Below are 25,595 nucleotides of genomic sequence, written 5' to 3'. Positions count from 1 at the left end.
AACCGTGAACAACGCAGAGAATCTGATCGCGCTGCTGGTGGCGGCGCCCCTGCTCGGAGCGGTGGTCCTGCTGTGCGGGGGCCGCCGGCTGGACGCCGTCGGCCACTGGATCGGCACGGCGCTGGCCGCCGTGTCCTTCGTGATCGGACTGGTCCTCTTCTCCGACCTGCTCGGCAGCGCCGCCGCCGACCGCACCCTGACGCAGCACCTGTTCACCTGGGTCCCGGTGGAGGGGTTCCAGGCCGACGTGGCCTTCCGGCTCGACCAGTTGTCGATGACGTTCGTCCTGCTGATCACCGGCGTCGGCTCGCTCATCCACCTGTACTCGGTGGGGTACATGGAGCACGACGAGCGGCGCCGCCGCTTCTTCGGCTTCCTGAACCTCTTCCTGGCGGCGATGCTGATCCTGGTCCTCGCCGACAACTACCTGCTGCTGTACCTGGGCTGGGAGGGCGTCGGTCTCGCCTCCTACCTGCTGATCGGCTTCTGGCAGCACAAGCCCAGCGCGGCCACCGCGGCGAAGAAGGCGTTCCTGGTCAACCGGGTCGGCGACGTCGGCCTGTCGATCGCGATCATGCTGATGTTCCTGTGGTTCGGCACCTTCGCCTTCGGGCCGGTGCTCGGCGACGGGGGCCAGGCCGGTCTGGCCGGCACGGCCGGGGAGGGCAAGCTCACCGCGATCGCGCTGATGCTGCTCCTCGCCGCCTGCGGCAAGTCGGCGCAGGTGCCGCTCCAGTCCTGGCTGGGGGACGCGATGGAGGGCCCGACCCCGGTCTCGGCCCTGATCCACGCCGCGACCATGGTCACCGCGGGCGTCTACCTGATCGTCCGCTCCGGCGCCATCTTCAACGGCGCCCCGGACGCGCAGGTCGTCGTCACCGTCGTCGGCGCGGTCACGCTGCTCTTCGGTGCGATCGTCGGTTGCGCCAAGGACGACATCAAGAAGGCGCTGGCCGGCTCGACGATGTCGCAGATCGGCTACATGGTGCTCGCCGCGGGCCTCGGCCCCATCGGCTACGTCTTCGCCATCATGCACCTGGTGACGCACGGCTTCTTCAAGGCCGGGCTCTTCCTCGGCGCCGGCTCCGTCATGCACGGCATGAACGACGAGGTCGACATGCGCCGCTACGGCGGCCTCAGGAAGTACATGCCGGTCACCTTCGTCACCTTCGGCCTCGGCTACCTCGCCATCATCGGCTTCCCGGGCCTGTCCGGCTTCTTCTCCAAGGACAAGATCATCGAGGCGGCGTTCGCCAAGGGCGGCACCGAGGGCTGGATTCTCGGCGCCTGCGCCCTGCTCGGCGCGGCCCTGACCGCGTACTACATGACGCGCGTGATGCTGATGACCTTCTTCGGCGAGGAGCGCTGGCGCACCGCACCGGCGCCGTCCCCGGACTCGCCCGACGTGGAGCCGGGGGTGCGGGCCGGTGCCGAGCCGCACCCGCACGAGTCGCCGCGCATCATGACGATCCCGATGATCGTGCTGGCCGTCGGCTCGGTGGCGGGCGGTGCCTTCTTCAGCATCGGCGACCGCTTCCTGCACTGGCTGGAGCCGGTCACCGGGCACGACCACGGCAACGCGCCGATCAGCGCCCTGACGGTCACGGCGGCCACGGTGGCCGTGATGGTCGCCGGTGTCGCGGTCGCCTGGGCCCAGTACGGGCGCCGTCCGGTCCCGGCCGTCGCCCCGCGCGGCTCGCTGCTCACCCGGGCCGCCCGGCGCGACCTGTACCAGGACGACGTCAACCACGTCGTGCTGGTGCGCGGCGGTGAGCACCTGACCCGCTCGCTGGTCTACGTCGACCACACGCTGGTCGACGGGGTCGTCAACGGCACGGCGGCCTCGTTCGGCGGCCTGTCCGGGCGGCTGCGCAAGCTGCAGAACGGCTTCGCGCGCTCGTACGCGGTCTCGATGTTCGGCGGTGCGGCGGTCCTGGTCGCCGCGACCCTGCTGATGAGGGCGGTCTGATACCGATGTCCTTTCCCCTGCTGACAGCGACGGCGGCCCTTCCGGCCGTCGGGGCGATCGCCACCGCCGCCGTGCCGGCCGCGAAACGCACCGCCGCCAAATGGCTGGCGCTGCTCTTCTCGCTCGCCACGTTCGGGCTGGCCGTGGCGATCCTGGTCCGCTTCGACCCCGGCGGCGACCGGTACCAGCTCACCGAATCCCACTCCTGGATCGCCGACTTCGGCGTCCGCTACGACCTGGGCGTGGACGGCATCGCGGTGGCGCTGATCGCGCTGACCGCGCTGCTGATCCCGTTCATCATCCTGGCGGGGTGGCACGACGCCGACCCCCTGGAGACCGGCAGCCGCCGGTGGCGGCCGACCCAGGGCTACTTCGCCCTGATCCTGGCCGTCGAGGCGATGGTGATCCTCTCCTTCGAGGCCACCGACGTCTTCCTCTTCTACATCTTCTTCGAAGCCATGCTGATCCCGCTGTACTTCCTGATCGGCGGCTTCGGGGACCGGGCGCACGAGCACGGCGAGGAGACGGCCCGGACCCAGCGGTCCTACGCCGCGGTGAAGTTCCTCCTCTACAACCTGGCCGGCGGACTGATCATGCTGGCCGCGGTGATCGGCCTCTACGTGGTCGCCGGGAACTTCTCGCTCACCGAGATCGCCGCGGCGCGGGCCGACGGCTCGCTGACCATGGCGACCTCCACCGAGCGCTGGCTCTTCCTCGGTTTCTTCCTCGCCTTCGCGGTGAAGGCGCCGCTGTGGCCGCTGCACACCTGGCTGCCCAACGCCATGGGGGAGTCGACCGCGCCGGTCGCGGTGATGATCACGGCGGTGGTCGACAAGGTCGGCACCTTCGCCATGCTCCGCTTCTGCCTCCAGCTCTTCCCCGAGGCGAGCAAGTGGGCGACGCCGGTCGTCCTGGTCCTCGCGGTGATCAGCGTGATCTACGGGGCGCTGCTCGCCGTCGGCCAGCGCGACATCAAGCGGCTGATCGCGTACGCGTCCATCTCGCACTTCGGCTTCATCATCATGGGCATCTTCGCCATGACGAGCCAGGGCCAGTCCGGGGCGACGCTGTACATGGTCAACCACGGCATCTCGACCGCCGCGCTGCTGCTGGTGGCCGGCTTCCTCATCTCCCGGCGCGGCTCCCGGCTCATCGCCGACTACGGCGGGGTGCAGAAGGTCGCCCCGGTGCTGGCCGGCACCTTCCTGATCGGCTCGCTGGCGACGCTCTCCCTGCCCGGTCTCGCGCCGTTCGTCAGTGAGTTCCTGGTGCTGGTCGGCACGTTCACGCGCTATCCGGTGATCGGCATCGTCGCCACCCTCGGCATCGTCCTCGCCGCCCTGTACACCCTCGTCCTGTACCAGCGGACGATGACGGGACCGGTGCGGCCCGAGGTGTCGGCCATGCCCGACCTGAGGGTGCGTGAGGTGGCGGTGGCCGCCCCGCTGGTGGTGCTGCTGGTCTTCCTCGGCGTCTATCCCAAACCGGTCGCCGACATCGTCAACCCGGCGGTGCGGCAGACCATGTCCGACGTACACAAGCAGGACCCCCGGCCCGAGGTGGAGGCGGCCAAGTGAGCGCATCAGCCGTCCACAGCCTGTGGACAACGGCGGTCGATCCGATTGCGAAGATCGAAGCGCCGAAGATCGAATACGGGCAGCTCTCGCCCATTCTGATCGTGATCGGCGCGGCCGTGCTCGGGGTGCTGATCGAGGCGTTCGTCCCGCGCCGGCACCGCTACCACGCCCAGCTCTTCACGGCCTCGGTCGCCCTGGTCTCCGGCTTCGCCGCGATCGTCGCCCTGGCGGCGAGCGGCTACGCCACGACCCGGGCGGGCATCGCCGCGATGGGCGCCATCGCCGTCGACGGACCGGCCCTCTTCCTCCAGGGCACGATCCTGCTGGCGGCCCTGGTCGGCCTGTTCACCTTCGCCGAACGCCGCCTCGACCCCGAGGCGCACGGCAACCGCGTCGACTCCTTCGCCGCCCAGGCCGCCGCCGTGCCCGGCTCGGAGAGCGAGCAGAAGGCGGTCAAGGCCGGGTTCACCACCACCGAGGTCTTCCCGCTGCTGATGTTCGCGGTCGCCGGCATGCTGGTCTTCCCGGCCGCCAACGACCTGCTGACCCTCTTCGTGGCGCTGGAGGTCCTCTCCCTCCCGCTGTACCTGCTCTGCGCGCTGGCCCGCCGCAAGCGGCTGCTCTCGCAGGAGGCCGCCGTCAAGTACTTCCTGCTCGGCGCCTTCGCCTCGGCGTTCACCCTGTTCGGCATCGCCCTGGTCTACGGCTACGCGGGCTCCATGTCGTACGGCACCATCGCCCGGGTCGTCGACGGGACCGCGCCGAGCGTCACCCCGGCGCTCGCCGGCACCACCGCCAACGACGCCCTGCTGCTCGTCGGCGGCGCGCTGATCGTCATGGGCCTGCTCTTCAAGGTGGGCGCCGTGCCGTTCCACATGTGGACGCCCGACGTGTACCAGGGCGCCCCGACGCCGGTCACCGGCTTCATGGCGGCGGCCACCAAGGTCGCGGCCTTCGGCGCGCTGCTGCGCCTGCTCTACGTCGTCCTGCCGGGCCTGCGCTGGGACTGGCGGCCGGTGATGTGGGGCGTGGCCATCGTCACCATGCTGGCCGGCGCGATCGTGGCGATCACGCAGACCGACATCAAGCGGCTGCTGGCGTACTCCTCGATCGCGCACGCGGGCTTCATCCTCGCGGGCGTCATCGCGGCCACCCCGGAGGGCGTCTCGTCGGTCCTCTTCTACCTGGCCACGTACTCCTTCGTCACCATCGGCGCCTTCGCGGTGGTGACCCTGGTGCGCGACGCGGGCGGCGAGGCCACCCACCTGTCGAAGTGGGCGGGGCTCGGCCGCCGCTCGCCGCTGGTGGCGGGGGTCTTCGCGGTCTTCCTGCTGGCCTTCGCGGGCATCCCGCTGACCTCCGGGTTCGCGGGGAAGTTCGCCGTGTTCAAGGCGGCGGCGCAGGGCGGCGCGGTGCCGCTGGTGATCATCGGTGTGCTGTCGTCGGCGATCGCCGCGTTCTTCTACATCCGCGTGATCGTCCTGATGTTCTTCAGCGAGCCGCGGCCGGAGGGACCGACCGTCGCCGTGCCGTCGCCGCTGACCATGACGGCCATCGCGGTCGGCGTGGTGGTCACGGTGGTCCTGGGCGTGGCCCCGCAGTACTTCCTGGACCTGGCGGGCCAGGCGGGCGTCTTCGTCCGCTGACCCCGCTCCCGGCCCGCCGCCGGCCCGGCCCCTTCGCGGAGGGGCCGGGCCGGTGCCGTTTTCGGGGGCTGGGGCGTCTTCGGGGGTCCGGCGCCGTCTTCGGCAGTCTTCGGGGAGCCGGCTTACGCGCTGCCGTGCCGCGCCCTGACGGCGGTCTGGTCCAGGTCCACCGGGGAGGGCACGTCCACCTTCACGCGCTCACGGAACGCGAGTCTCCCGCGAACGCCTGAGCGGGCGGGTGTGTCCTTGACGTCGGCCGGGAGCGGCGGGCTGTGGACAAGTCGGGGGGTGTCCGCGCGGACCCCTATCGTGGAGTCGTGGCCGGGACAGGACGGCCCGGGGCGGACGCGGCAGGACGGGTGGGGGACAAGCGATGGGCGGGACGGATGTGACCGGCGAGATGGCCGAGATGGCAGGGACGAGCGGTGTGGACAGTGAGGCGCTGGCCACACTGCGCCGGGTCTTCGGGTACGAGGCGTTCCGGGGCGAGCAGGAAGCCGTCGTCGGGCACGTGATCGCCGGGGGCGACGCGGTCGTGCTCATGCCGACCGGCGGCGGCAAGTCGCTGTGCTACCAGATCCCGGCCCTGGTCCGGCCCGGCACCGGTGTCGTCGTCTCCCCGCTGATCGCCCTCATGCAGGACCAGGTGGACGCGTTGCGGGCGCTCGGCGTGCGCGCCGGGTTCATCAACTCCACGCAGGACTTCGACGAACGGCGCCTGGTGGAGGCGGAGTTCGCCGCGGGCGAGCTGGACCTGCTCTACCTGGCCCCCGAGCGGCTGCGCCTGGAGACCACCCTCGACCTGCTCTCCCGCGGCAAGGTCTCCCTCTTCGCCATCGACGAGGCGCACTGCGTCTCCCAGTGGGGCCACGACTTCCGCCCCGACTACCTGGCCCTGTCGCTGCTCGGCGAGCGCTGGCCGGACGTGCCCCGCCTGGCGCTCACCGCGACGGCCACCCACGCCACGCACCAGGAGATCACCCAGCGGCTGGGCATGCCGGACGCCCGGCACTTCGTGGCCAGCTTCGACCGGCCGAACATCCAGTACCGGATCGTGCCCAAGTCGGACCCGCGCAAGCAGCTCCTCTCCTTCCTGCGCGAGGAACACCCCGGCGACGCGGGCATCGTCTACTGCCTCTCGCGCAACTCGGTCGACAAGACCGCCGAGTTCCTCACCCGCAACGGCGTCGACGCGGTCCCGTACCACGCGGGCCTGGACGCGGGCACCCGCGCGGCCCACCAGTCCCGGTTCCTGCGGGAGGACGGCCTCGTGGTGGTGGCGACCATCGCCTTCGGCATGGGCATCGACAAGCCCGACGTGCGGTTCGTCGCCCACCTCGACCTGCCCAAGTCGGTCGAGGGCTACTACCAGGAGACCGGCCGCGCCGGCCGCGACGGACTGCCCTCCACCGCCTGGATGGCCTACGGGCTCAACGACGTCGTCCAGCAGCGCAAGCTGATCCAGTCCGGCGAGGGCGACGAGGCGTTCCGCCGCCGCGCCCAGTCCCACCTGGACGCGATGCTGGCACTGTGCGAGACGGTCCGCTGCCGGCGCGGTCAGCTCCTCGCCTACTTCGGCCAGGACCCGGACGCGGCCGGCTGCGGCAACTGCGACACCTGCCTCACCCCGCCGCAGACCTGGGACGGCACGGTGGCCGCCCAGAAGGCGCTGTCGACGGTGGTCCGGCTGAAGCGGGAGCGCGGGCAGAAGTTCGGCGCCGGGCAGATCGTCGACATCCTGCTGGGCAAGCGCACCGCCAAGGTGATCCAGTTCGACCACGACCAGCTCTCCGTCTTCGGCATCGGCGAGGAGCTGACCGAGGCCGAGTGGCGCGGTGTCGTACGGCAGTTGCTCGCCCAGGGACTGCTGGCCGTCGAGGGCGAGTACGGCACGCTGGTGCTGACCGACGACAGCGGCGCGGTGCTGCGGCGCGAGCGGGAGGTGCCGCTGCGCAAGGAGCCCGAGCGGCCCGCCGCGGCCCGTGCCACGGCAGGGCGCTCCGCCCGCAAGGGCAAGACCGTCGCGGCCGAACTGCCCGGGGAACTGGTCCCCGCCTTCGAGGCGTTGCGCGCCTGGCGCGCGGAGCAGGCCCGCGAGCAGGGCGTGCCCGCGTACGTCATCTTCCACGACGCCACGCTCCGCGAGATCGCCACCGCCTGGCCCACCTCGATCGGGCAGCTCGGCGGGATCGGCGGCGTCGGCGAGAAGAAGCTCGCCACGTACGGGGAGGGCGTGTTGCAGGTGCTGGCCGGGCTCGGCGGGCCCGGGGGCGGGGCGGGGGCGGGTGCTCCGGACGGGGCCCGGGGCGCGGGCGCGGCTTCCGAGGGGGGTGCGGACGCGGGTCCCGGGGCGGGGGCCGGTGCGGGTCCCGGTGCGGGGGTGGCGCCGGCCGGCGGGATGGACGCCTTCGACTGGACGGACGCCGAGCCCGATCCGGAGCACGACGACTGGGCGTAGGGCGCGGGCCGGTGCCGGTGCCGGGGGTGTCGGCCGGTGGGCCGGGGCGGCGGCGGGTCAGGCCAGGGCCGTCAGCCCCGGGGCGAAGGTGATCAGCAGCGGGAGGAGGGGGACCAGCGCGGCGGTCGCCGTGGTGAGCGCCCGGTGCCGGGGCTCCAGCCGGGGCGGCGGCGCCAGCAGCCGGTCGACCCGCTCGCCCAGCAGGCGGTTGCTGGAGGCGCAGGAGAGCACGCCCCGGTGCTGGTTGAGCTGGATCAGGGCGAGCGCGGTGGTGAGGTGGCCGCAGCGCCGGGAGGCGGTGTCGTCGGCGGCCAGTTCGACCAGGCGGTGCGTCTGGTCGCAAAAGTGCGCGAAGAGCGGCACGCGGGGGAAGCCGGTGGCCAGCGCCGTGGACAGGTGCAGCAGCCAGTCGTGCCGGGCGCGGGCGTGGCCCCGCTCGTGGGTGAGGACGGCGTCGAGCTGGTGGTCGGTGAGCCGCTGGAGGGCGCCGGTGGTGACGATGAGCTGCGGCGGGCTGCCCGGCATCCACCAGGCGTCCGGGTACTCGTCCTCCAGCACCAGCAGCGGCCCGCGCGCGGTGGGCAGCCCGGCGGGCAGGTCGGGGGCGCGTTCGCGCAGATGGGCGCGGGAGACGGCACGGCGCCTGCGGGCCTCGACGAGTTCCCGGAACAGCACGGCCGTCGTCCAGGCCGCCCCGCAGGCCAGGAACACGGTGAGGACGGCGGCCCAGGCGGGACCGGCGGAGAGGTTGTAGGCGGCGGTCACGGCGGGCGGCGCCGGGGCGAAGAGCTGGGCGCGGACGGTGCCGAAGACGGCGGCGGCACCGAGGGCGAGCGCCGTCAGGCAGCAGAGCAGCACGGTGGCGACCAGGCACTGCCACACCCACAGGCCGACCACCGGCTCCCGCTCGGGCCACGCGGACCGCGTCAGCAGGCGCGGCACCGGGACGGCCGCTGTCACGGCGACGACGGACAGCAGGAGCAGGCAGACGGTCATGCCACGGGCTCCGGTTCCTGGTGGGGAGGGCGGCTGGGGCGGGGGCGGGGTGCTGCGCGGTGCCGCGGGAGGCTCCCGGAGGGGCCGGGCGGACGTGCCGCGCACCGCCCGCCGCCAGTATGACGGTGACGGGCGGTACGGGGCAGGGGCCGCGCGCGACGGATCTGCGGCGGAGGGCGGGTTGTGTGCCGCGGCTGCGACTCCGACTGCGACCGCGGCTGCGACTGCGATTGGGGCTACGGCTGCGACCGCGGCTGCGACTGGGTGCGGGTGCGGGTGCGGGTGCGGGTGCGGGGCCGGGGCCGGGTGCCGGCCGGTGGGCGGGGCCGGGCGCCCCGCGCCGGGGTCCTCGAACCCGGGCGGGGGCTCCGGGAGCCGGCCCTAGCCCGCGACCACGCGGCCGGTGACCTCGCCCAGCCCGACCCGGGTGCCGTCCGGCCCCGGCGCCCACGCGGTCAGCGTCACCACGTCCCCGTCCTCCAGGAACGTCCGCTTCCCGTCGGGCAGTTCCAGCGCGTCCCGGCCGTTCCAGGTCAGCTCCAGCAGCGAACCGCGCTCCCGCTCGGCCGCGCCGCTCACCGTGCCGGAGGCGAAGAGGTCGCCGGTGCGCAGGGAGGCGCCGTTGACGGTCAGGTGGGCCAGTTGCTGGGCGGCCGTCCAGTACATGGTGGCGAAGGGCGGCTCGGAGACGACGTGGCCGTTGACGGCGACCGAGATGCGCAGGTCGTAGCCGCCCGGCTCGACGCGCTCCGCGTCCGTGTCGTCCAGGTAGGGCAGGAGCGGGTGGGTCCGCTCCGGCGGCGCCGTGCGCGCCGCGTCCAGGGCCTCCAGCGGCGTGATCCACGCCGACACCGAGGTGGCGAAGGACTTGCCGAGGAAGGGGCCGAGGGGCACGTACTCCCAGGACTGGATGTCCCGCGCCGACCAGTCGTTGAGCAGGCAGAGCCCGAAGACGTGCTCGCGGAAGTCGCCGAGCGCCACCGGCCGCCCCTGCGTGGAGGGGGTGCCCACCACGAAGCCGACCTCCGCCTCGATGTCCAGGCGGACCGACGGGCCGAAGACCGGCGCCGGGTCGGCGGGGGCCTTGCGCTGCCCCGACGGGCGCACCACGTCCGTGCCGGAGACGACGACGGTGCCCGCGCGGCCGTGGTAACCGATCGGCAGGTGCTTCCAGTTGGGCGTGAGCGAGTCGGCGGCGTCGGGGCGGAACATCCGCCCGACGTTGCGGGCGTGGTTCTCCGACGCGTAGAAGTCCACGTAGTCGGCGACCTCGAAGGGCAGGTGCAGCGTCACCGACGCCAGGGGGTGCAGCAGCGGCCGGAGCGTCTCGCGGTGGGAGGGGACCGTCACCCAGGCGGTCAGCGCGCGCCGCACGTCCGACCAGGCGGTGCGGCCCGCCGCCAGCAGCGGGTTGAGGGTGGGCCGCGCGAGCAGGGAGGCGTACGGGGAGCCGAGCGCGCGCGCCGCCGCGCCCGCGTCCAGGACGTGGTCGCCGAGCCGGACGCCCACCGTCGGCTCCTGGGCGCCGGGGATCGAGAACACGCCGTACGGAAGGTTGTGCGGGCCGAAGGGATCGCCCTCGGGGACATCGAACGGGGGCATCGGGTGCTGCCTCGCTTTCGTGCGCTGCGTGCGCCACGTGATCCGTGGCCGCGCCACACGTTACGGGGGGCGGCGCGCTCTGGGGAGGGGGAACCTTCCTGGCGGCGTACGCCCGCGCGCGTTCGGGAGGGGTGGCGCTCCGCGGCCGGGCGTGCGCGGGAAGTTGTCCACAGGCCGGGACGCAATCTTGACGGAGCGGTGCGAACGGGGCGACTCTGGGCGGGTGCCGGACGGCCTCGGGGAGGGGGCGGTCCGACGGCACACAGGGGGGCGGATGGCCACAGGGGAGGCCGGTCCGGGTGGGGTGCGCGGGGAGTCCCGGCCGGGCAGACGGCTGGAGGAGACGCTGCGCGCCCGTCTCGGCCGGGAATGCGTGTACGTACCGTCGTGCCGTTTCGGCCTGTACGCGGCACTGCGGCACTGGTGTGCGCCGGGCGGCCGGGTGCTCATGTCGCCGGTCAACGACGACGTCATCCTCTTCGTCGTCCTCGCGGCCGGACTGCGGCCCGTGCAGGCGCCGTTACGGGCCCGCGACGGCTCGATCGACGTCGACGCCGTCCCCGAGGAGACCTGGGGCACGCTCTCCGCCGTCCTCACGACGAACCTCTACGGGAACCCGGACCCGGCGCCCGCCCTGCGCGCCCGCTGCGACGCCGCCGGCATCCCGCTGCTGGAGGACGCGGCCCACGCCATCGGCAGCGAGGTGGGCGGGCGGCCCGTCGGCGCCTGGGGCGACGCCGCCGTCTTCAGCCTCTCCAAGCACGTCGGCGCCAAGGCCGGCGGCTTCCTCGCCGTCGCCGACCCGGCACGGCGTGAGGCCCTGGAGCGGGCCTGCGAGGACCTGCTCGCCCCGCCGAGCCCGCGGGCCGACCTCGCCTACGCGGTACGGCCCCACGCCGAGGCCGCCGTGCGCGCACTGGGGCTGCGCCGCGCCGCCTGGGCCACGCTGCGCCTGCTCGGGCTCACCGAGCGGGAGGGCATCCGGATGCCGCTGCGCCCCGCCGACCTGGCGCGGGCCGCGAAGGCCGCCCCGGACCTGACGGCGTACGACTCCTGGGTCCGCGTCGACCTGCACGACTACCGGCTGCGCGGCGGCCGGCTGCGCCTCGGCCGCGTCGCCCGGCACCTGGACCGGCTCGACGAGGTGCTGGAACGCTGCCGCGAGGGCACCGAACTGCTGCTGTCCACCCCCTGGGCGCCCCCCGCGGACCCCGGGCGGCGGCCGGCCGGCGGCGGAGCGCAGCCGCTGTTCCGGGTGCCGCTGCTGGTCGAGGACCGGGACGCCGCCATCAGAGCCCTGGACCGGCGCGGCCTGCCCGTCGGCTACCTCTACGACCCGCCGCTCGACGACTACGCGGGCCCCGGCTTCACCGACCCCTCGCCCGCGCCCGGGGCGGCGCGCTGGTTCGCCCGGCACGCGCTCCCCGTGGACCCGCTGCGCGCCCGTCGCGCGCTACGCGTGCTGGAGGAGTGCGGGGCACGGCCCGCCCGCGCCCCGGAAGGGCCGGGTTCGTCCGGTGGCTGAGACGCGGGTGCAGGAGACCACCGCGCCACCACCGGGCGGTGACACCACGCCGTCCGAGGGCGGGCGCGGCGCCGACTCGCTGTTCAAGAACGCCTACTTCCTCATGCTCAGCACCGGCGTCTCCGCCGTCCTCGGCCTCGGCTTCTGGCTCGTCGCCGCCCGCTACTACTCGGAGGAGGCCGTCGGCCAGGGCTCCGCCGCCATCGCCGCGATGCGGCTGCTCGCCAGCATCACGGCGACCACGATGATCGGCGCCGTGGTCCGCTTCGTGCCGCGCGCCGGCCGGGCGACCGGCCCGCTGGTGTGGCGCGCGTACGCGGCCAGTTCGGTCGTGGTCGTCCTCGCCGCCCTCGTCTTCCTGCTCACCCTCGACCTGTGGGGCGACTCCTACGCGCCCCTCGGCACGCCCGCCGCCGGCGCCCTGTTCGTCGCGGCCTGCGTCGCCTGGGCGCTGCTCACCCTCCAGGACGGGGTGCTGACCGGACTGCGCCGGGCCGAGTGGGTGCCCGCCGGGAACGCGGTCTTCTCGGTCGGCAAACTGGTCCTGCTCGTCGTCTTCGCCTCCGCGCTGCCGGTGCTCGGCATCTTCGTCTCCTGGGCCGTGGCCATCGCCTTCTCCACGCTGCCGCTCGGCTGGCTGATCTTCCGCCGGCTGATCCCGCGCCAGGCCGCCGCCGACGGCGACGTCGAACCGCCCCGGCCGGCCGAGATGGGCCGCTTCCTGGCCGGGGACTCGCTGGGCGCCCTGTTCAGCCTCGCCATGATCAACCTGCTGCCGGTGATGGTCGCGGTCCGCTTCAGCGCCGCCGAGAACGGCTACTTCTACGTGGCGTACACCGTCGGCGGCACGATGGAGTTCATGGCCATCAACATGGCCTCCTCGCTCACCGCCCACGCCTCGCACGACCCGCGCCGCCTCGCCGACGGGGTGCGCGGGGCGCTGCGCCGCATGACGCTGCTGCTGGTGCCGGTCGTCGCCTTCCTGGTGGTCTTCGCCCCGCAGATCCTCACCCCCTTCGACGCGGACTACGCCGAGCACGGGGCGGCCGTCCTCCGGCTGCTCGCCCTCGGCGCGCTGCCGCGGATCGTGGTCGAGCTGTACATCGGCGTCCTGCGGGTCCAGGGGCGCACGGGCGTGCTCGCGGCGGTGCAGGGCACGATGTGCGCCCTCGTGCTGGGCAGCGCGGTGGCCCTGTTCACCCCGGCGGGGATCGCGGGCGCCGGCTGGGCGGTGCTGCTCAGCATGACGGCCGTGGCGGTGGGATGCGTGCCGGGGCTGCGGGGGGTGCTGCGAGGTGGGGGCGGCGGGGGCCGTGGCGGTGGCGGTGGGGCTGAGGCCGGCTGGGGTGGTGGGGCCGGTGCGGGGGAGTCGGGGGGTGCGGGTGCTGGGGCCGGTGCGGGTGCGGGTGCGGGTGCTGGGGCGGTGGGGGCTGCGGTTGGGGGTGCCGGTGCCGACGGGGGTGGTGCCGGTGGCTACGGCCGTGGGGCCCGGCTGAACTCCACCGCCGGCTACGGCACGTCCTGGGCCCGGCGGGCCGCCTACGAACGGGAGCGGGCCGGCGCTTCCCCGGGCGAGGACACGGTCACGCTCTTCATCGGGCGGCCCGGGTACGAGCGCGAGGCGCTGGAGGCGGACACCCTCGCCGTGATCGTCCGGCCACGGGGGGACGGGGACGGTGCGGGCGCGGGTACGGGCGCTGACGCCGGTGTCGGTGCCGGTGTCGGTGCCGGTGTCGGTGCCGGTGGTTCGGCGGGTTCGGCGGGCTCGGCGGGCTCGGCGGGTCCGGCCGGGGCGCCGGGTCCGGCCGGTTCGGGTGGCGGCGGGGCCGGTCCCGGGCCGGGGCGGGACGCGGGTGCGGCCGTCGCCGGGGGCGGTGATGCGGCCGACGGGCGGCTGAGGGGCGTGTTGTGGGCGCTGCTCGGCGCGGGCACCGTCGTCTTCTGGGCGGCGCTGCGGGACCTGCCCCGGACCGGCGGCGCCGGAAGCACCGGAAGCACCGGGGGCGGCGCGGGCGGGCCGGACGGCCGGGAGCTGCTGCGGGAGCTGCCCTGGCCGGCGCTGCTCGCCGGGGCCCTGCTGCTCGTGGTGTTCGTGGCCGCCGTGACGCTGTGCGCCCGCCCCGAGCCCCTGCTCCCCGGCGCCGCGCTCGCCGCCGCCGTCCTCGCGCTGTACGCGGTACCGGTCGCCCTCGGCCGGACACCGGCCCCGGTGGACGGACCCGGGTACACGCGGGCGGCCGGTCTCCTCGCGGACGCGGCCGGGCTCGACGATCCGGAGGCGCTGCTGCGCTGGGGGCCGTTCGCCGCGCACCTGCTCTGCCTGGCCGCCCTGGGGCCGCTGCTCGCACGGGCGGGTCACCGGCTGCCGTGGGCGGGGCGCTGGGGGGTCCTGTACCTCGCCGCGGTCGCGGGCTGGGTGGGGCAGGCGGCGCTCGCCCCGTTCACGCCGGTGCTGTCGGCGCTGCTCGTCCTCGCGGCCCTGGCCCTGGCCCGGCTCCGTCCGGCCACGACCGGGCCCCCGTACCGCTCCAGACCGAACGGCAGCACGTCCAGCGACTGACCCGACCCAGAGCCGACCGTCAGGGGGGAACCCGCCGTGCGTCCGCCAGCAACACCCCGGGAGAGATCCGCACCGGAACCGGTGCCCGAGCCGCAGACCCCGGCGGCGCCGCCGACACCGGACACACGCGGCGAGGCGCGCTGCGACACGCGCGAAGGTGAGTTGCCGCGCCGGAGCGCCGACACGCCCCGCCGGCCCGCCGCCGAGCCGCCCGTGACGGACCTGTCCGATCTGCCGCCCGTCTCCTGGGCGAGGCGGATCGCCGCCGTCCGCCCGTTCCTCGCGCTGTCGGCCGCGCTCGCGCTGTGGGTGTACGCGGTACGGCACACGGACGTCTCCCGGCTCGACGACTTCGGCCTCGTCACCGCCCTGCACCCGGCGTTCTGGGCGGGGCTCGCCGTCCTCACCACGGGTTTCTGGTTCACCGTCCGGGGCGGGCGGCGGGGGGACGCGTGGCCGGCGGCGTACGTCCTCGGGCTGCTCGTGATGGAGCGGGCCACGCAGGCCGTGCTCTACCCGACACCGCTCTACGCGTGGGCGTGGAAGCACGACGCGGTCGTCGGCCACCTCCTGACGGCAGGCCGGCTCCAGGGCGCCGACCGGCTCGGCGACATGGCCGTGTACGACCAGTGGCCCGGCTTCTTCGCCGCCCAGGCCGCGCTGGTGCGGCTGCTGGGCGTGGAGGACGCCGCGATGTACATGGCCTGGTGGCCCCTGGCCTCCAGCGTCCTGCTGCTGCTCCCGCTGCTGCTGATCTACCGCACGTTCACCGAGGACCGGCGGCTGATCTGGACCGCCGTGTGGCTGTTCTGCGTCGCCGACTGGGTGGGCCAGGACTACTTCTCGCCGCAGTCCGTCGCCTTCGCCCTGCACCTGGGCGTCCTCGCCGTCGTGCTCCGCCGCTACGCCCGCACCGGCGGGCACCCCGCGCGCCAGGGGCAGGCGCTGTGGACGGTGCTGATCACGGTGATGGTCGCCGCGATCGTCGTCTCGCACCAGCTCACCCCGGCGATGCTGGTCGTCTCCCTGGTCGCCCTGGCCTTCACCCGCCGCCACCGCGACTGGACCCCGTCGGCCACCGCGGTCGTCGTCTTCCTGGCCTGGTGCCTCACCGCGGCGCTGCCCTTCCTGTCCGCCGCGATGCCGGAGCTGATCCGTGCCGTCGGCGACATCGGCGGCAACGTCGAGGCCGGGTACGGCACCACCCCCACCGGCACCGGAGCGCTGGTGACCTCCTGGGCGGCCCGGCTGCTGTCGGCGGCGGTGCTGCTGCTCGCGCTGGCCGGCGCGGTGCGCCAGAGGGTGCTGCGGCACCGGGCGTGGCCGCTGCTGCTGCTCGCCGCGGCCCCGCTGCCGATGTTCGCGGCGGGCAGCTACGGCAGCGAAATGATCTTCCGGGTGCTGATGTTCATGCTGCCCGGCGCCGCGTTCTTCGCCGCCGCCGCGCTGCTGCCCCGGGTGCCGACCCTGGCCACCGCAGCCACCGCAGCCACCGCAGCCACCGCAGGCACCGCCGCCGCAACCGCCGCCCCGCCCACGTCGCCCCCGCGCGGAGCCCGCCTCGCCGCCTGGGCCCCCCTCGCCGTCCTGCTCGCCGGGACCCTCGCCTTCGTGCCGAGCTACTCCGGCAAGGACCGCGTCAGCTACTTCCCGCCCCGCGAAGTCGCCCTCGTACGGCAGCTCTTCGACGAGGCGCCGGACGGCTCGCTGGTCGTGGCCGCCAACCGGAACTATCCGCTGGCCCTGGAGGCGTACTGGCGCACGGACCACTACTGGTTCCTGGACGACGACCGGCGCCACGTCGACGAGATCCTCCGCGACCCGGCCGGGGTCCTCGCCCGCGACATGGCGGCCGTGGAGCCGCCCGCCCGCGCGTACTTCCTGCTCACCCAGGGACAGATGGCCCACTCGGAGATGAACGGCCCCCTGGACGCCTCCGAGCTGCGGCGCGTCCGCGACGCCGTCGCCGCCTCCCCCCGCTTCGAACCCGTCGCGGAGAACGACGCCGGCGTCCTCTACGTCCTGAAGCCCGCGAGCCGGGAGGGGGAGCGGTGATGACACCCCAGGCACTCGTGGTCCGGATGCTGCCGCCCTTCGCCGGCTGGCTGGCGCTGGCCGCGCTCGCCCTGCCGGGCGGTTCCCCGCTGCGCGGCGCGGCCGTCGGCCTCTTCCTCGCCGCCGGACCCGGCGCCGCGCTGACCGGGCTCTGCGGTCCGGCGCTGGCGGCCCGCCCGGCCGAAGGGCCCGTGGAAGGCCGGGACGCCGGTTTCGCGCGCGGCTCGGACCGGCTGGAACGGCTCATGCTGGCCGTCCTGCTCAGCATCGCCGCCGTCCTGCTCGTCGGGACCGTACTGATCGCCGTGGGCGTCTTCAGCGGCTACCTGGTGCTGCTCACCCTGACCGTGCTGACCACGGTCACCGCGCTCTGCCCGCGCCTGCGCGCCTCGCCCGCGCGCAGGACCCTGCCGGCGGCCTCGCCGCCGACGACACGGAAGGGTTCCGCCCTGTGAGGTTCGCCCGTCCCGCGCGCCGCGCACCGCGCCGGCGCACGCTGCTCCGCCGCCTCTGGCCCCCCGCCCGCCGTACGCCGCCGGACGCGCCCGAGGCGGGACGCCGGGGCGGGCCCCCCATGCCGGGGCGGCGCCGCGTGCTGCTCACGGCGGCGGCGACCTGCGCGGTGCTCGTCGCCGTCCTGGCCCTGCGCGACGCCTCCGGACCGTCCGGCGACGCGGGGCGGTGCCGCCCCACCGCGCTCCTCGAACCGCCCTGCGGCGCCTGGTTCGGCGCCTTCGTGCCGCACGACAAGGCGAACCTGGAGGAGAAGGTCCACGCCTACGAGAAGCGCGCCGGGCGCACGCTCGACATCGTGTACACGTACCACGACATGTCCGCGGTGACCGGCCGCCGGCTGGAGGGACAGCTCCTCACCGAGCAGGAACAGCGCGTCGGCGAGGACCGGATGCTGCTGCTCTCCTGGGAGAGCAAGTGGTGGGGCGGCACCCGGGACCAGCAGCCCACCTGGCGGCAGATCGCCGACGGCGACCTGGACGCCTCCGTGATCGACGCCCAGGCGCGGCGCGTCCGCGAGTACGGGGAGCGCACCGGCCGCAAGGTGTTCCTCTCCTTCGACCTGGAGATGGACACCCGCACGCCGGAGAACGGCACCCCCGAGGAGTACGTACGCGCCTACCGGCACATCCACGACCGCTTCCGCGCCCTCGGCGTCGACAACGTGGTGTGGACGTGGGTCATCACCGGCTACCTGGACCACGCCGACCTGTTCCGGCGGATGTATCCCGGCGACGACTACGTCGACTGGATCGGCTACAACCAGTACAACTACTACCTCTGCCACAGCGCCCCGTGGCTCAGCTTCGCCCAGACGCAGCGCGCCACCCACGACTGGGTCCGCGCCCACCTCTCCCGCGACAAGCCGCTGATGCTGTCGGAGTTCGGCACCGCCGACGATCCGGACCGGCCCGGACGGCAGGCCGACTGGTACGCGCGCGTGCCGGGCGTGCTCAGGGAACTGGACGGCGTGAAGGCCGCCCTCCAGTGGAACCACCGTGACCCGGGACCCCACTGCGACCTGTCCGTCGCCGGCGACCGGGCCTGGGCCGGCCTGCGCGGCGCGGTCGCCGACCCCTACCTCAACCAGCCCCGTACGTAGCCGCCCTCAGCCCGCGAACTCGGGCCCCCGGACCAGGGCCCGGCCGCGCCGGTACCAGCGCCAGGCGAGGGTCTTCGGCCCGTCGCGGTACGGAGCGGTCCGGGCGCCGTGCCCGGCGAGCCACGCCTCGACGTCCGCGAGGGTGTGGCCGCGCCGCACGATGAGCCGGGCGATGCGGTACCGCTCGTCGCGGCCGGAGCTGAGGGCGTGCCGCACGGCGGTCGCGGTCACGTACCCGGCGCGGGCCGAGGCCGCGCGCACCCGGGGGCTGTTGTAGCCGTGCGGGTAGGCGAGGTGGTGCACCGGGTGGCCGAGGACGTCCTCCAGGACGGCCTTGCTGGTGCGCAGTTCCCAGGCGAGGTCCTTGGCGGAGAGGGTGTCCAGTTGGGCGTGGGTGACGGTGTGGCTGCCGATCTCCATGCCGGCCCGTTCCAGCGCGGGCGCCTGCTCCAGGGTCATCATCGGGGCGGGCGGCAGCAGACTGGGCCCGTCGGGGGTGAGCGCGCCGGTGGTGAGGTAGGCCGTGGCGGTCAGGGAACGCCGGGCCAGCGCCTCGGCCGTGGGGCCGGGCAGGTCCGCGAACCCGTCGTCGAAGGTGATCAGCACCGGCCGGGGCGGCAGCGGCGCCACGCCGGCCAGGTGGTCGGCGAGGGCGCCGATGGTGACGGGCGTACGGCCACTCCCGGCGATCGCGTCCAGGTGCGCGGCGAACTGCCGAGGAGTGACGGTGAACTCCGCTATCCAGGAAGGCGGTTCGTCCATCACGGCGTGGTACAGCAGGACGGGGACGCGACCGGCGCGGCCGGCGCGACCGGCGCCCCCGCCCTTCGCCCCCGGGTGCCCGCTCACCGGGCCGCCTCCCGCCGGGCCGTGCGCAGGGCGTGGCGGGCGCGCAGGTAGCCGACGGGGCCGTACAGCATGCCGCGGCGCTGCAACCGGGACAGACGCCGGGGCCAGGGATGCGTCCGGTCACCGTGCCCACCGGGGACACTGGCCGACACGCCATCGCTCGCACCGTCGCGCACCGGGGCCGACACGCCGTCCGGCAGCCCGTCCCGTGGCGGGGCCGACACGCCGTCCGACACGCCGTCCGACACGCCGAGCCCGCTCCGTACGGCGGTCAGCGAGCGGGCGTGGGCGAGTCCCCGGGGCAGCCGGGCGAGGAGGGCGGGCAGCAGCGCGGGGCGGTTCACCAGGAGCGCGGTGAGGTAGGCGGTGAGCCCGGCCCCGTAGCCGTACGCCTGTGTCTCCAGGTCCCGCCAGCCCTCCCGGTGGTGGTGCCAGACCAGCGCGGCCGGGGTGTAGCGCAGCCGGTGGCCCTGGGCGAGGACGCGGACGAAGCCGTAGAGGTCGTCGCCGCCCCGCGCGTGCGTGCCCGCGCCGGTCGCCGGGTCGAAACCGCCGACCGAGCGGAGCACCGCCGTACGGAAGGCCATGTTCGCCCCCGAGCCGAACCGCCCGGCGGTGAACGGGAACAGCGGATCGTCCCCCGGCGGACGTCCGGGGTCGTACGTGCGCGGGGCGAAGCCCTTGGCGAAGCCGCCGTGGCTCTCCAGCAGCACCTGCGCCGGGGTGCGCAGCCGGGCCGGGAGGATCAGGCCCGTGGCGCAGCCGAGGCGCGGGTCGGCGGCGAACGGCGCGGTGATCTCGGTGAGCCAGCGCGGGTCGGCGACCACGTCGTCGTCGGTGAAGGCGACCACCTCCGCGCGGACGGCGGCCAGCCCGGTGTTGTGCGCGACGGCGAGTCCCGGCACGGGCTCGCGCACGTACCGCACCCGGCCGCCGTACACGCCCTCGACGAGTTTCCGGGTGGCCTCGGACCGGGGCGCGTTGTCGACCACGACGACGTCGACGTCCGGGTGGTCCTGGGCGAGCAGGGAGTCCAGGGCACGGGCGAGTTGGTCGGCGCGCTCCCGGGTGGCGACGACGACGGTGACGGGCGGCGGCTCCGGTACGGCCGGTTCCGGCGCCCAAGGTTCCGGTACGGGCATGTGCCGGGCGAGCGCCGCCAGGGTCTCGGCCGGGTCCGCTCCCGGCGGCACCCGGCCGAGGAAGGTTCCGGCGGGCCTGCCCTCCCGCCGGACCAGGACGAACACCGGCCCCGGGCCCACCGGGGGACCGCCCGGCCCCGGTCTGAGGACCGGCCCCTCGGCCCGCAGGTCCACCTCGGCGACCTGCACCGGCCCGATGCCCTGGAACTCCGCGATCTCCCGGCGGGTCTCCCGCCGCGCACGTGCTGTACGGGACATGCGCCCGCCCCCTCCACTCGTCGCCCCACCGGCCGACGGCCCCGGCACCCCCACGGGCACCCGCCCCCGGGACCGGTCCCTCACCGCCCCCGTACCAGCCCCTCACCGGGGCCCGTGCCCCCGCCGCGGCCCCTCGCCCCCGCGCGGCCCCCTCGCCCCCGCCCCACCTGTCACGGCAGCCACCCCCGTCACGCCCGGCGCAGTCGGCCCGCTCCTCGCAGCGTGCGGGCGGCCAGCGACGCCAGCCGGGGCCGGGCGCGGACGAAGCCCTGGGCGCGGCGGGCCGGTTCGCGGCGCAGCCAGTGCAGCGCGGCGCCCGGCCCCGGACGGGTCGCCGCCCCCTCGTACACCGGCAGTTCGCCGGTCTTCAGCGAGTCCTTGTACTCGGCCGCGCCCCGCCCGAGGTCCAGCAGGCCCACACCGTGCGCCGCCGCGGCCTCCGCCATCCGCAGGTGCAGCACCAGCCCCGGCGAGAACTTCGCCCAGGCCGGGTCGTAGGCGGGGAACCAGCACGCCAGGACCGTCGAGGAACGCAGCCCGAAGTGGGCGGCGACGGGACGTTGGCCGGCGTAGAGCACGGACAGCGTGCCGGTGCACTCCGGCGCCCGGGTCTCGGCGAGCCGGGCCACCAGGAGGCTGATCCACTCCTGGGCGAACCGGTCCCGGCGCCCCGTCCTGCGGTACTGCGCCGACTTCCACTCCATGAGGGTGCGCAGCGCGGCCGGATCGCGCTCGTCGAAGACGAAGCGCGTCTCTCCGGCCTGGCGGCCGAGCCGCCGTTCCTTGGCGAGGGTGGTCTTGAGGAACTTGGGGGACTGGGCGCGCAGCACGTTCTCGTACGCCTCGTACCCCTTCTCCACGTCGATGACGTAGGTGGTGTGTTCCTCGGCGGCGTACGGCACGAACAGGTCCTGGTCGGCCGCGAGGTTGTCGAAGGCGTAGCCCGACAGGCCGCAGGCGCGCAGCAGCCGGCGGGTGTCGGGGACCAGGCCGGGACGGAGCACCGCCCCCTGGCTGTCCGAGACACCGAGCCCGATCGCCCGGCCGACTCCCAGCGCTCCCCGTTCATAGGGGAGGAAGCCGGCCGCCTCGCCGTCCTCGTAGACCACCGCGACCCGGGCGCCGGGCCGCACGCGTCCCACGGCCTCGGTGAACTCCGGTTCCATGAAGGGGCTGCGGGGCCCCGTCGACGCCGACCGCAGCGCGCGCCAGCGTTCCCTTTCCCCCTCGCCCAGCTCCCGTGGCGGGAGCACACGCAGACGTCCGCCGTTCAACCCGACCCCCCGATCAAGTCCCCCCTGGACAAAAGGAAGGTACCGCCCGCGGACCGGCGCCCGGTAGGCCGCAGAGCATGTTGTTGCCAACCGGTGCACAGGGCTTTAACTGCCTTTAGCCGATGATGCGTCAGCTTTCGGACACCTACGAACGTCCTCGTACGCATGTGATCGCGGCTGAGTCGTACGGGCGCCGTGTCCGTATTCTCTGATCATGAACCGCACCGCATACGCACTCGTCGCCACCGACCTCGACGGAACGCTGTTGCGCCGCGACGACACCGTCTCCCCCCGGTCGCTGGCCGTGCTCGCGCGGGCGGCACGGGCGGGCGCGCGGCACCTGGTGGTGACGGGGCGGCCCGCGCCGGGGGTCCGGTCCCTGCTCGACGTCCTCGGCTGCACCGGCCTCGCGGTGTGCGGACAGGGCGCGCAGGTCTACGACGCCGGGGCGCACCGGCTGCTGTGGTCGGTCACCCTGGACCGGGAACTGGCCGAGACCGCGCTCGGCAAGATAGAGGCCGAGGTGGGGGACGTGTACGCGGCCGTCGACCAGGACGGCGTCGAGGGGATGACCCTGATCGAGCCCGGCTACCGGATGCCGCACCCGACCCTGCCCGCGGTGCGGGTCGGCCGGCGCGACGACCTGTGGCACCGGCCCATCACCAAGGTCCTGCTGCGCCATCCCCGCCTCTCCGACGACGAACTGGCGGCGACGGCGCGCGCGGTGGTCGGCTCGCTGGCGACGGTCACCATGTCGGGGCCCGGCACGGTCGAACTCCAGCCGTGCGGCATCACGAAGGCGACCGGCCTGGCGCTGGCCGCCGAGCACCTCGGACTGAGCCGGCGGCGGACCATCGCCTTCGGCGACATGCCGAACGACGTCCCCATGTTCCACTGGGCGGCCCACGGCGTGGCGATGGCGGACGCCCACCCCGAACTCCGGGCGGTCGCCGACGAGGTCACGCTCACGAACGAGGACGACGGCGTCGCCGTCGTCCTCGAACGTTTTTTTGGCCGGGAGTGACGCCGGCCGGCTCCGTCGGCAGAGACCGGATCGGTGGGAACCGGATCAGTAGGGACCGAAGACGTTGTCGATGGAGCCGTACCGGTCGGCCGCGTAGTTGCAGGCGGCGGTGATGTTGGCGACCGGGTCGTACGGGTCCATGGCGGTGCCCGGCACGTGGTAGGCATTGAAGGTCGGGTCGATCACCTGGAGCAGGCCCTTGGACGGGATGCCCATGGCGGCGTTGGAGTCCCAGTTGTTGATCGCCAGCGGGTTGCCGGACGACTCGCGCATGATGTTGCGGTGAATGCCGTCGTAGCTGCCGGGAATCCCGTGCCGGGCCATGACGTCGAGCGACTCGCGGATCCAGCCGTCGAGGTTGTTCGGGTAGACCGTGGCCGTCGTGGCCGCCGTGGTGGCGGTCGTCGCGGCGGCCGGGGTGGCCGCGGGGGTGGCGGCGGAGGCGGTGGTGGCGCCGATGAGGGGCAGGGCCAGGACGGCGACGCCGGTACCGGCGACGGCGAGCTTGCGGGCGATGCGGGCGGTTCTGGCGTGACGGTTCAGACCGTTGGCAGGCATGGTGAGTCCCTCTCCTACGCCTACGAGGTGAGCTGTCGGGTTCGGGCGGGGAGGTGCCCGGCCACGCCCTCATGGGCACGGCTTCACCCCGAGCCGCTCCGGAGGTGTCCGGCGCGGCGACTTACCTGGGTCCCCCGCTCCTGCCGGCGAGTGTCGAGTGAATGGGTGAGCGTCGGGGCGGTGGCAGGATTCGGCGTCCGCCCGACAGGCCGGGAAGCTATGCGAGAGCACATGTCCGAAACAAGTGCAGGAATCACCCGACATGCTTGTTGACCTTGATACGGGGTATTTGGGGTGCTTGATCCTTTACGAGTGCACACGGCCAACTCGTATGCGGCACAACGGGCCCGCGCCCTTCCGGCGTCCGCGGGGCGGGGTTGAGCGGGGTGAGTCAAATCACTGCCCTCAATAAGTGCGGCAAAAGGGGCATTCAGGCCAAGGGGGCGTCAATCGGCCCCCGCCGGGGCGCCGGTGGGGCAGGGCGCGTCGGGGGTGTCGGGGCGCCGGGGGTCGGGCGGGGAGGTTCGGCGGGGAGGTGGGGTGTGGCCGGCGGGCGCATCCGGGTACCTGTGGGGCTTGTGGGGTCTGTGGGGTCTGTGGGGGCTACGGGGTCTGTGGGGCGTCTGCGGGGTGCCTGGGGTGGTGGGTCCGGCTGGGCGGCTCTGCGGAGTGGAGCGGTCCGGTTGCGGGCCTCCGGGGTGTCGGGGGCCTCGGGGGTGGCCTCCGGTGTCGGCGGGGCCGGTTGGGGCTTCGGGTGGTGTTCCGCCGCGCCGGGTGGGAGTCCGTGCCGCACGTGCGGGCGTGCGCCCGGAGCCGGGGGAGGGGCGCGTGCCCCATGGGTGAGGTTCTCGGGGTGCGCCCCGTGGGGAGGAGTGGTGGGATCTTCGGTGACGGCTTCCGGGCGTGCCGTGGCCCGCCGCACCCGCCTCCCGCCCTCCCCGCCAAATCGCTCAATATCTGCTCATATCACCTGATCAAAAACATACCGTTCGTGATCGGATATCGACCGGCCTGTAACGGTGGGCGCGAGCGGTGATCGAAACATGACCGGATACGCTGACTTGAGTGGTGGCAGCGACCTATCGACAGACCAGGTAATCGCCAGTAGACACCAGCAGACAGGAGACCCCTCGTGACCGTCGTCGGGCCATTCGGGCTGAGCGTGCGGGACCAGGCTCTCGAAGCCGATGTCCAGGCCGGGATGACGGCTGTCGAGGAAGGGTTGCTTGAGGCAACCAAGAGTGAGGTGCCGTTCATCACCGAGGCCGCCCAGCACCTGGTGCGGGCCGGCGGCAAGCGGTTCCGTCCGCTGCTGGTGATGCTCGCCGCCCAGTTCGGCGACCCCTACGCCCCCGGCATCGTGCCCTCGGCCGTGGTCGTCGAGCTGACCCACCTCGCCACGCTCTACCACGACGACGTGATGGACGAGGCCGCCGTGCGGCGCGGGGTGCCCAGCGCCAACACCCGCTGGGGCAACTCGGTCGCCGTCCTCACCGGCGACTTCCTGTTCGCCCGCGCCTCGCAGATCCTCGCCGACCTCGGCCCCGAGGCGGTCCGCGTGCAGGCCCTCGCCTTCGAACGGCTGGTCACCGGCCAGATCCTGGAGACCGCCGGGCCGCAGGACGGACGGGACCCCGTCGACCACTACCTCGACGTGCTCGGCGGCAAGACCGGATCGCTGGTCGCCGTCTCCTGCCGGTTCGGCGCGATGATGTCCGGCGCCGACGAACGGGTCGTCGACGTGCTCACCCAGTACGGGGAACGGCTCGGCGTCGCCTTCCAGCTCGCGGACGACGTCCTGGACATCGCCTCCGACTCCCACGAGTCCGGCAAGACGCCCGGCACCGACCTGCGCGAGGGCATCCCCACCCTTCCGGTGCTGCGGCTGCGCGAGCGCGCGGAACGGCTGGGACTCGCCGAGGACCGCGCCCTGTGCGACCTGCTCGACTCCGACCTGGCCGACGACGCCCGCCTCGCCGAGGCACTGCGCCTGCTCCGCGCCCACCCCGCCCTCGAACAGGCCCGGCGGGACACCGTCCGCTACGCCAAGGACGCCCGCGCCGCGCTCGCCCCGCTCCGGGAGTGCGAGGCGAAGGCCGCGCTGGTGGAGCTGTGCGACGCGGTGGTCCACCGCGCCGGCTGACCGACACCGCCACGCCCGGCCCCGCGTGTCGGACGCCCGACGGACCTCGCCACGCCCGGTTCGCGTGTCGCGCGCACGAGGGAAGACACGCCGCCCCGGCCGACCGTCCCGACACGCCCACCCCGGCGTGTCGTATGCACCAGGGTCTGCGCCGCGCCCGGTCCGCATGTCGCGCGCACCAGGGTCCGCGCCACACCCACCCCGTCGCGTCGTACGCCCCACAGCCCGCGACACACCCACCCCCGCGTGTCGCACACCCCACGGTCCCCGACACGCCGCCCCCGCGTGTCGTACGCCCCCGCGCCGACACGCACCCACACCCCTGCACCCCGACGGAGGTACGC

Annotated in this window: 17 protein-coding genes and 1 riboswitch; of the genes, 11 read left to right on the top strand and 6 right to left on the bottom strand. The window is 74.3% G+C overall.

Annotation, left to right across the window (positions count from 1 at the left end):
* Positions 1–4: 4 nt before the first annotated feature.
* The 4 genes from nuoL (at position 5) to recQ (ending at position 7,650) form a co-directional block, all read left to right on the top strand.
* A complete protein-coding gene (gene nuoL / locus J5Y05_RS20235) occupies positions 5–1,969 on the top strand; it encodes an NADH-quinone oxidoreductase subunit L (protein WP_210874427.1) in 1,965 nt (654 codons plus the stop codon).
* Between the two features lie 5 nt (positions 1,970–1,974).
* Positions 1,975–3,546, top strand: coding sequence for an NADH-quinone oxidoreductase subunit M (locus tag J5Y05_RS20230; RefSeq protein ID WP_210874426.1), 1,572 nt, complete (start codon positions 1,975–1,977; stop codon positions 3,544–3,546).
* Positions 3,543–5,192, top strand: coding sequence for an NADH-quinone oxidoreductase subunit NuoN (gene nuoN, locus J5Y05_RS20225; protein ID WP_210874425.1), 1,650 nt, complete (start codon positions 3,543–3,545; stop codon positions 5,190–5,192). The genes J5Y05_RS20230 and nuoN overlap by 4 nt, the downstream gene beginning before the upstream one ends.
* Positions 5,193–5,565: 373 nt before the next feature.
* Positions 5,566–7,650, top strand: a complete 2,085-nt coding sequence (gene recQ, locus J5Y05_RS20220) for a DNA helicase RecQ (RefSeq protein WP_210874424.1) — start codon at positions 5,566–5,568, stop codon at positions 7,648–7,650.
* A gap of 57 nt (positions 7,651–7,707) precedes the next feature.
* Here recQ and J5Y05_RS20215 read toward each other — a convergent pair whose 3' ends face one another.
* Both J5Y05_RS20215 and fahA read right to left on the bottom strand, forming a co-directional pair.
* Positions 7,708–8,646 (bottom strand): M56 family metallopeptidase, encoded by a 939-nt coding sequence (locus tag J5Y05_RS20215; protein WP_210874423.1) that lies wholly within the window; start codon positions 8,644–8,646, stop codon positions 7,708–7,710.
* A 381-nt stretch (positions 8,647–9,027) separates the two neighbouring features.
* Positions 9,028–10,248, bottom strand: coding sequence for a fumarylacetoacetase (gene fahA, locus J5Y05_RS20210; RefSeq protein WP_210874422.1), 1,221 nt, complete (start codon positions 10,246–10,248; stop codon positions 9,028–9,030).
* A 274-nt stretch (positions 10,249–10,522) separates the two neighbouring features.
* Here fahA and J5Y05_RS20205 point away from each other — a divergent pair, with 274 nt between their 5' ends.
* The 5 genes from J5Y05_RS20205 to J5Y05_RS20180 all read left to right on the top strand — a co-directional run bounded on the left by J5Y05_RS20205 (position 10,523) and on the right by J5Y05_RS20180 (position 18,003).
* Positions 10,523–11,773, top strand: coding sequence for a DegT/DnrJ/EryC1/StrS family aminotransferase (locus tag J5Y05_RS20205; RefSeq protein WP_210874421.1), 1,251 nt, complete (start codon positions 10,523–10,525; stop codon positions 11,771–11,773).
* Complete coding sequence (locus J5Y05_RS32295; RefSeq protein ID WP_307854006.1) at positions 11,766–14,333, top strand: lipopolysaccharide biosynthesis protein; 2,568 nt, start codon at positions 11,766–11,768, stop codon at positions 14,331–14,333. Before J5Y05_RS20205 ends, J5Y05_RS32295 begins: the two co-directional genes overlap by 8 nt.
* Positions 14,334–14,495: 162 nt before the next feature.
* The gene (locus J5Y05_RS20190) at positions 14,496–16,388 is read left to right on the top strand and encodes a glycosyltransferase (RefSeq protein ID WP_247614959.1); all 1,893 of its coding nucleotides are present in this window, start codon (positions 14,496–14,498) and stop codon (positions 16,386–16,388) included.
* Positions 16,388–16,843 (top strand): hypothetical protein, encoded by a 456-nt coding sequence (locus J5Y05_RS20185; protein ID WP_210874420.1) that lies wholly within the window; start codon positions 16,388–16,390, stop codon positions 16,841–16,843. Before J5Y05_RS20190 ends, J5Y05_RS20185 begins: the two co-directional genes overlap by 1 nt.
* A gap of 137 nt (positions 16,844–16,980) precedes the next feature.
* Positions 16,981–18,003, top strand: coding sequence for a glycoside hydrolase family 26 protein (locus J5Y05_RS20180; protein ID WP_307854005.1), 1,023 nt, complete (start codon positions 16,981–16,983; stop codon positions 18,001–18,003).
* 6 nt (positions 18,004–18,009) lie between these two features.
* Here J5Y05_RS20180 and J5Y05_RS20175 read toward each other — a convergent pair whose 3' ends face one another.
* From J5Y05_RS20175 to J5Y05_RS20165, 3 genes are all read right to left on the bottom strand, one after another.
* Entirely contained in the window at positions 18,010–18,765 is a 756-nt protein-coding gene (locus J5Y05_RS20175; protein ID WP_210874418.1) for a polysaccharide deacetylase family protein, read from the bottom strand.
* Positions 18,766–18,848: 83 nt separating this feature from the next.
* Positions 18,849–20,252 (bottom strand): glycosyltransferase family 2 protein, encoded by a 1,404-nt coding sequence (locus tag J5Y05_RS20170; RefSeq protein WP_210874417.1) that lies wholly within the window; start codon positions 20,250–20,252, stop codon positions 18,849–18,851.
* Positions 20,253–20,440: 188 nt separating this feature from the next.
* Positions 20,441–21,505 carry a GNAT family N-acetyltransferase gene (locus J5Y05_RS20165; protein WP_210874416.1) on the bottom strand — a complete coding sequence of 355 codons (1,065 nt, stop codon included), beginning with the start codon at positions 21,503–21,505 and terminating at the stop codon, positions 20,441–20,443.
* A 235-nt stretch (positions 21,506–21,740) separates the two neighbouring features.
* On the opposite strand from J5Y05_RS20165, the gene J5Y05_RS20160 reads away from it, so the two are divergent.
* Positions 21,741–22,550, top strand: coding sequence for an HAD family hydrolase (locus J5Y05_RS20160; protein WP_210874415.1), 810 nt, complete (start codon positions 21,741–21,743; stop codon positions 22,548–22,550).
* 45 nt (positions 22,551–22,595) lie between these two features.
* On the opposite strand, the gene J5Y05_RS20155 is transcribed toward J5Y05_RS20160, so the two are convergent.
* The gene (locus J5Y05_RS20155; protein ID WP_210874414.1) at positions 22,596–23,108 is read right to left on the bottom strand and encodes a transglycosylase SLT domain-containing protein; all 513 of its coding nucleotides are present in this window, start codon (positions 23,106–23,108) and stop codon (positions 22,596–22,598) included.
* Between the two features lie 2 nt (positions 23,109–23,110).
* Positions 23,111–23,267: riboswitch (cyclic di-AMP (ydaO/yuaA leader) on the bottom strand.
* 973 nt (positions 23,268–24,240) lie between these two features.
* On the opposite strand from J5Y05_RS20155, the gene J5Y05_RS20150 reads away from it, so the two are divergent.
* Complete coding sequence (locus J5Y05_RS20150; RefSeq protein WP_210874413.1) at positions 24,241–25,251, top strand: polyprenyl synthetase family protein; 1,011 nt, start codon at positions 24,241–24,243, stop codon at positions 25,249–25,251.
* Positions 25,252–25,595: the final 344 nt, after the last annotated feature.

The organism is Streptomyces tagetis (assembly GCF_018069565.1).
GTDB lineage: Bacteria > Actinomycetota > Actinomycetes > Streptomycetales > Streptomycetaceae > Streptomyces > Streptomyces tagetis.
Note: the sequence above shows the minus strand (reverse complement) of the source record. Positions and strands in the feature narration are given on the sequence as shown.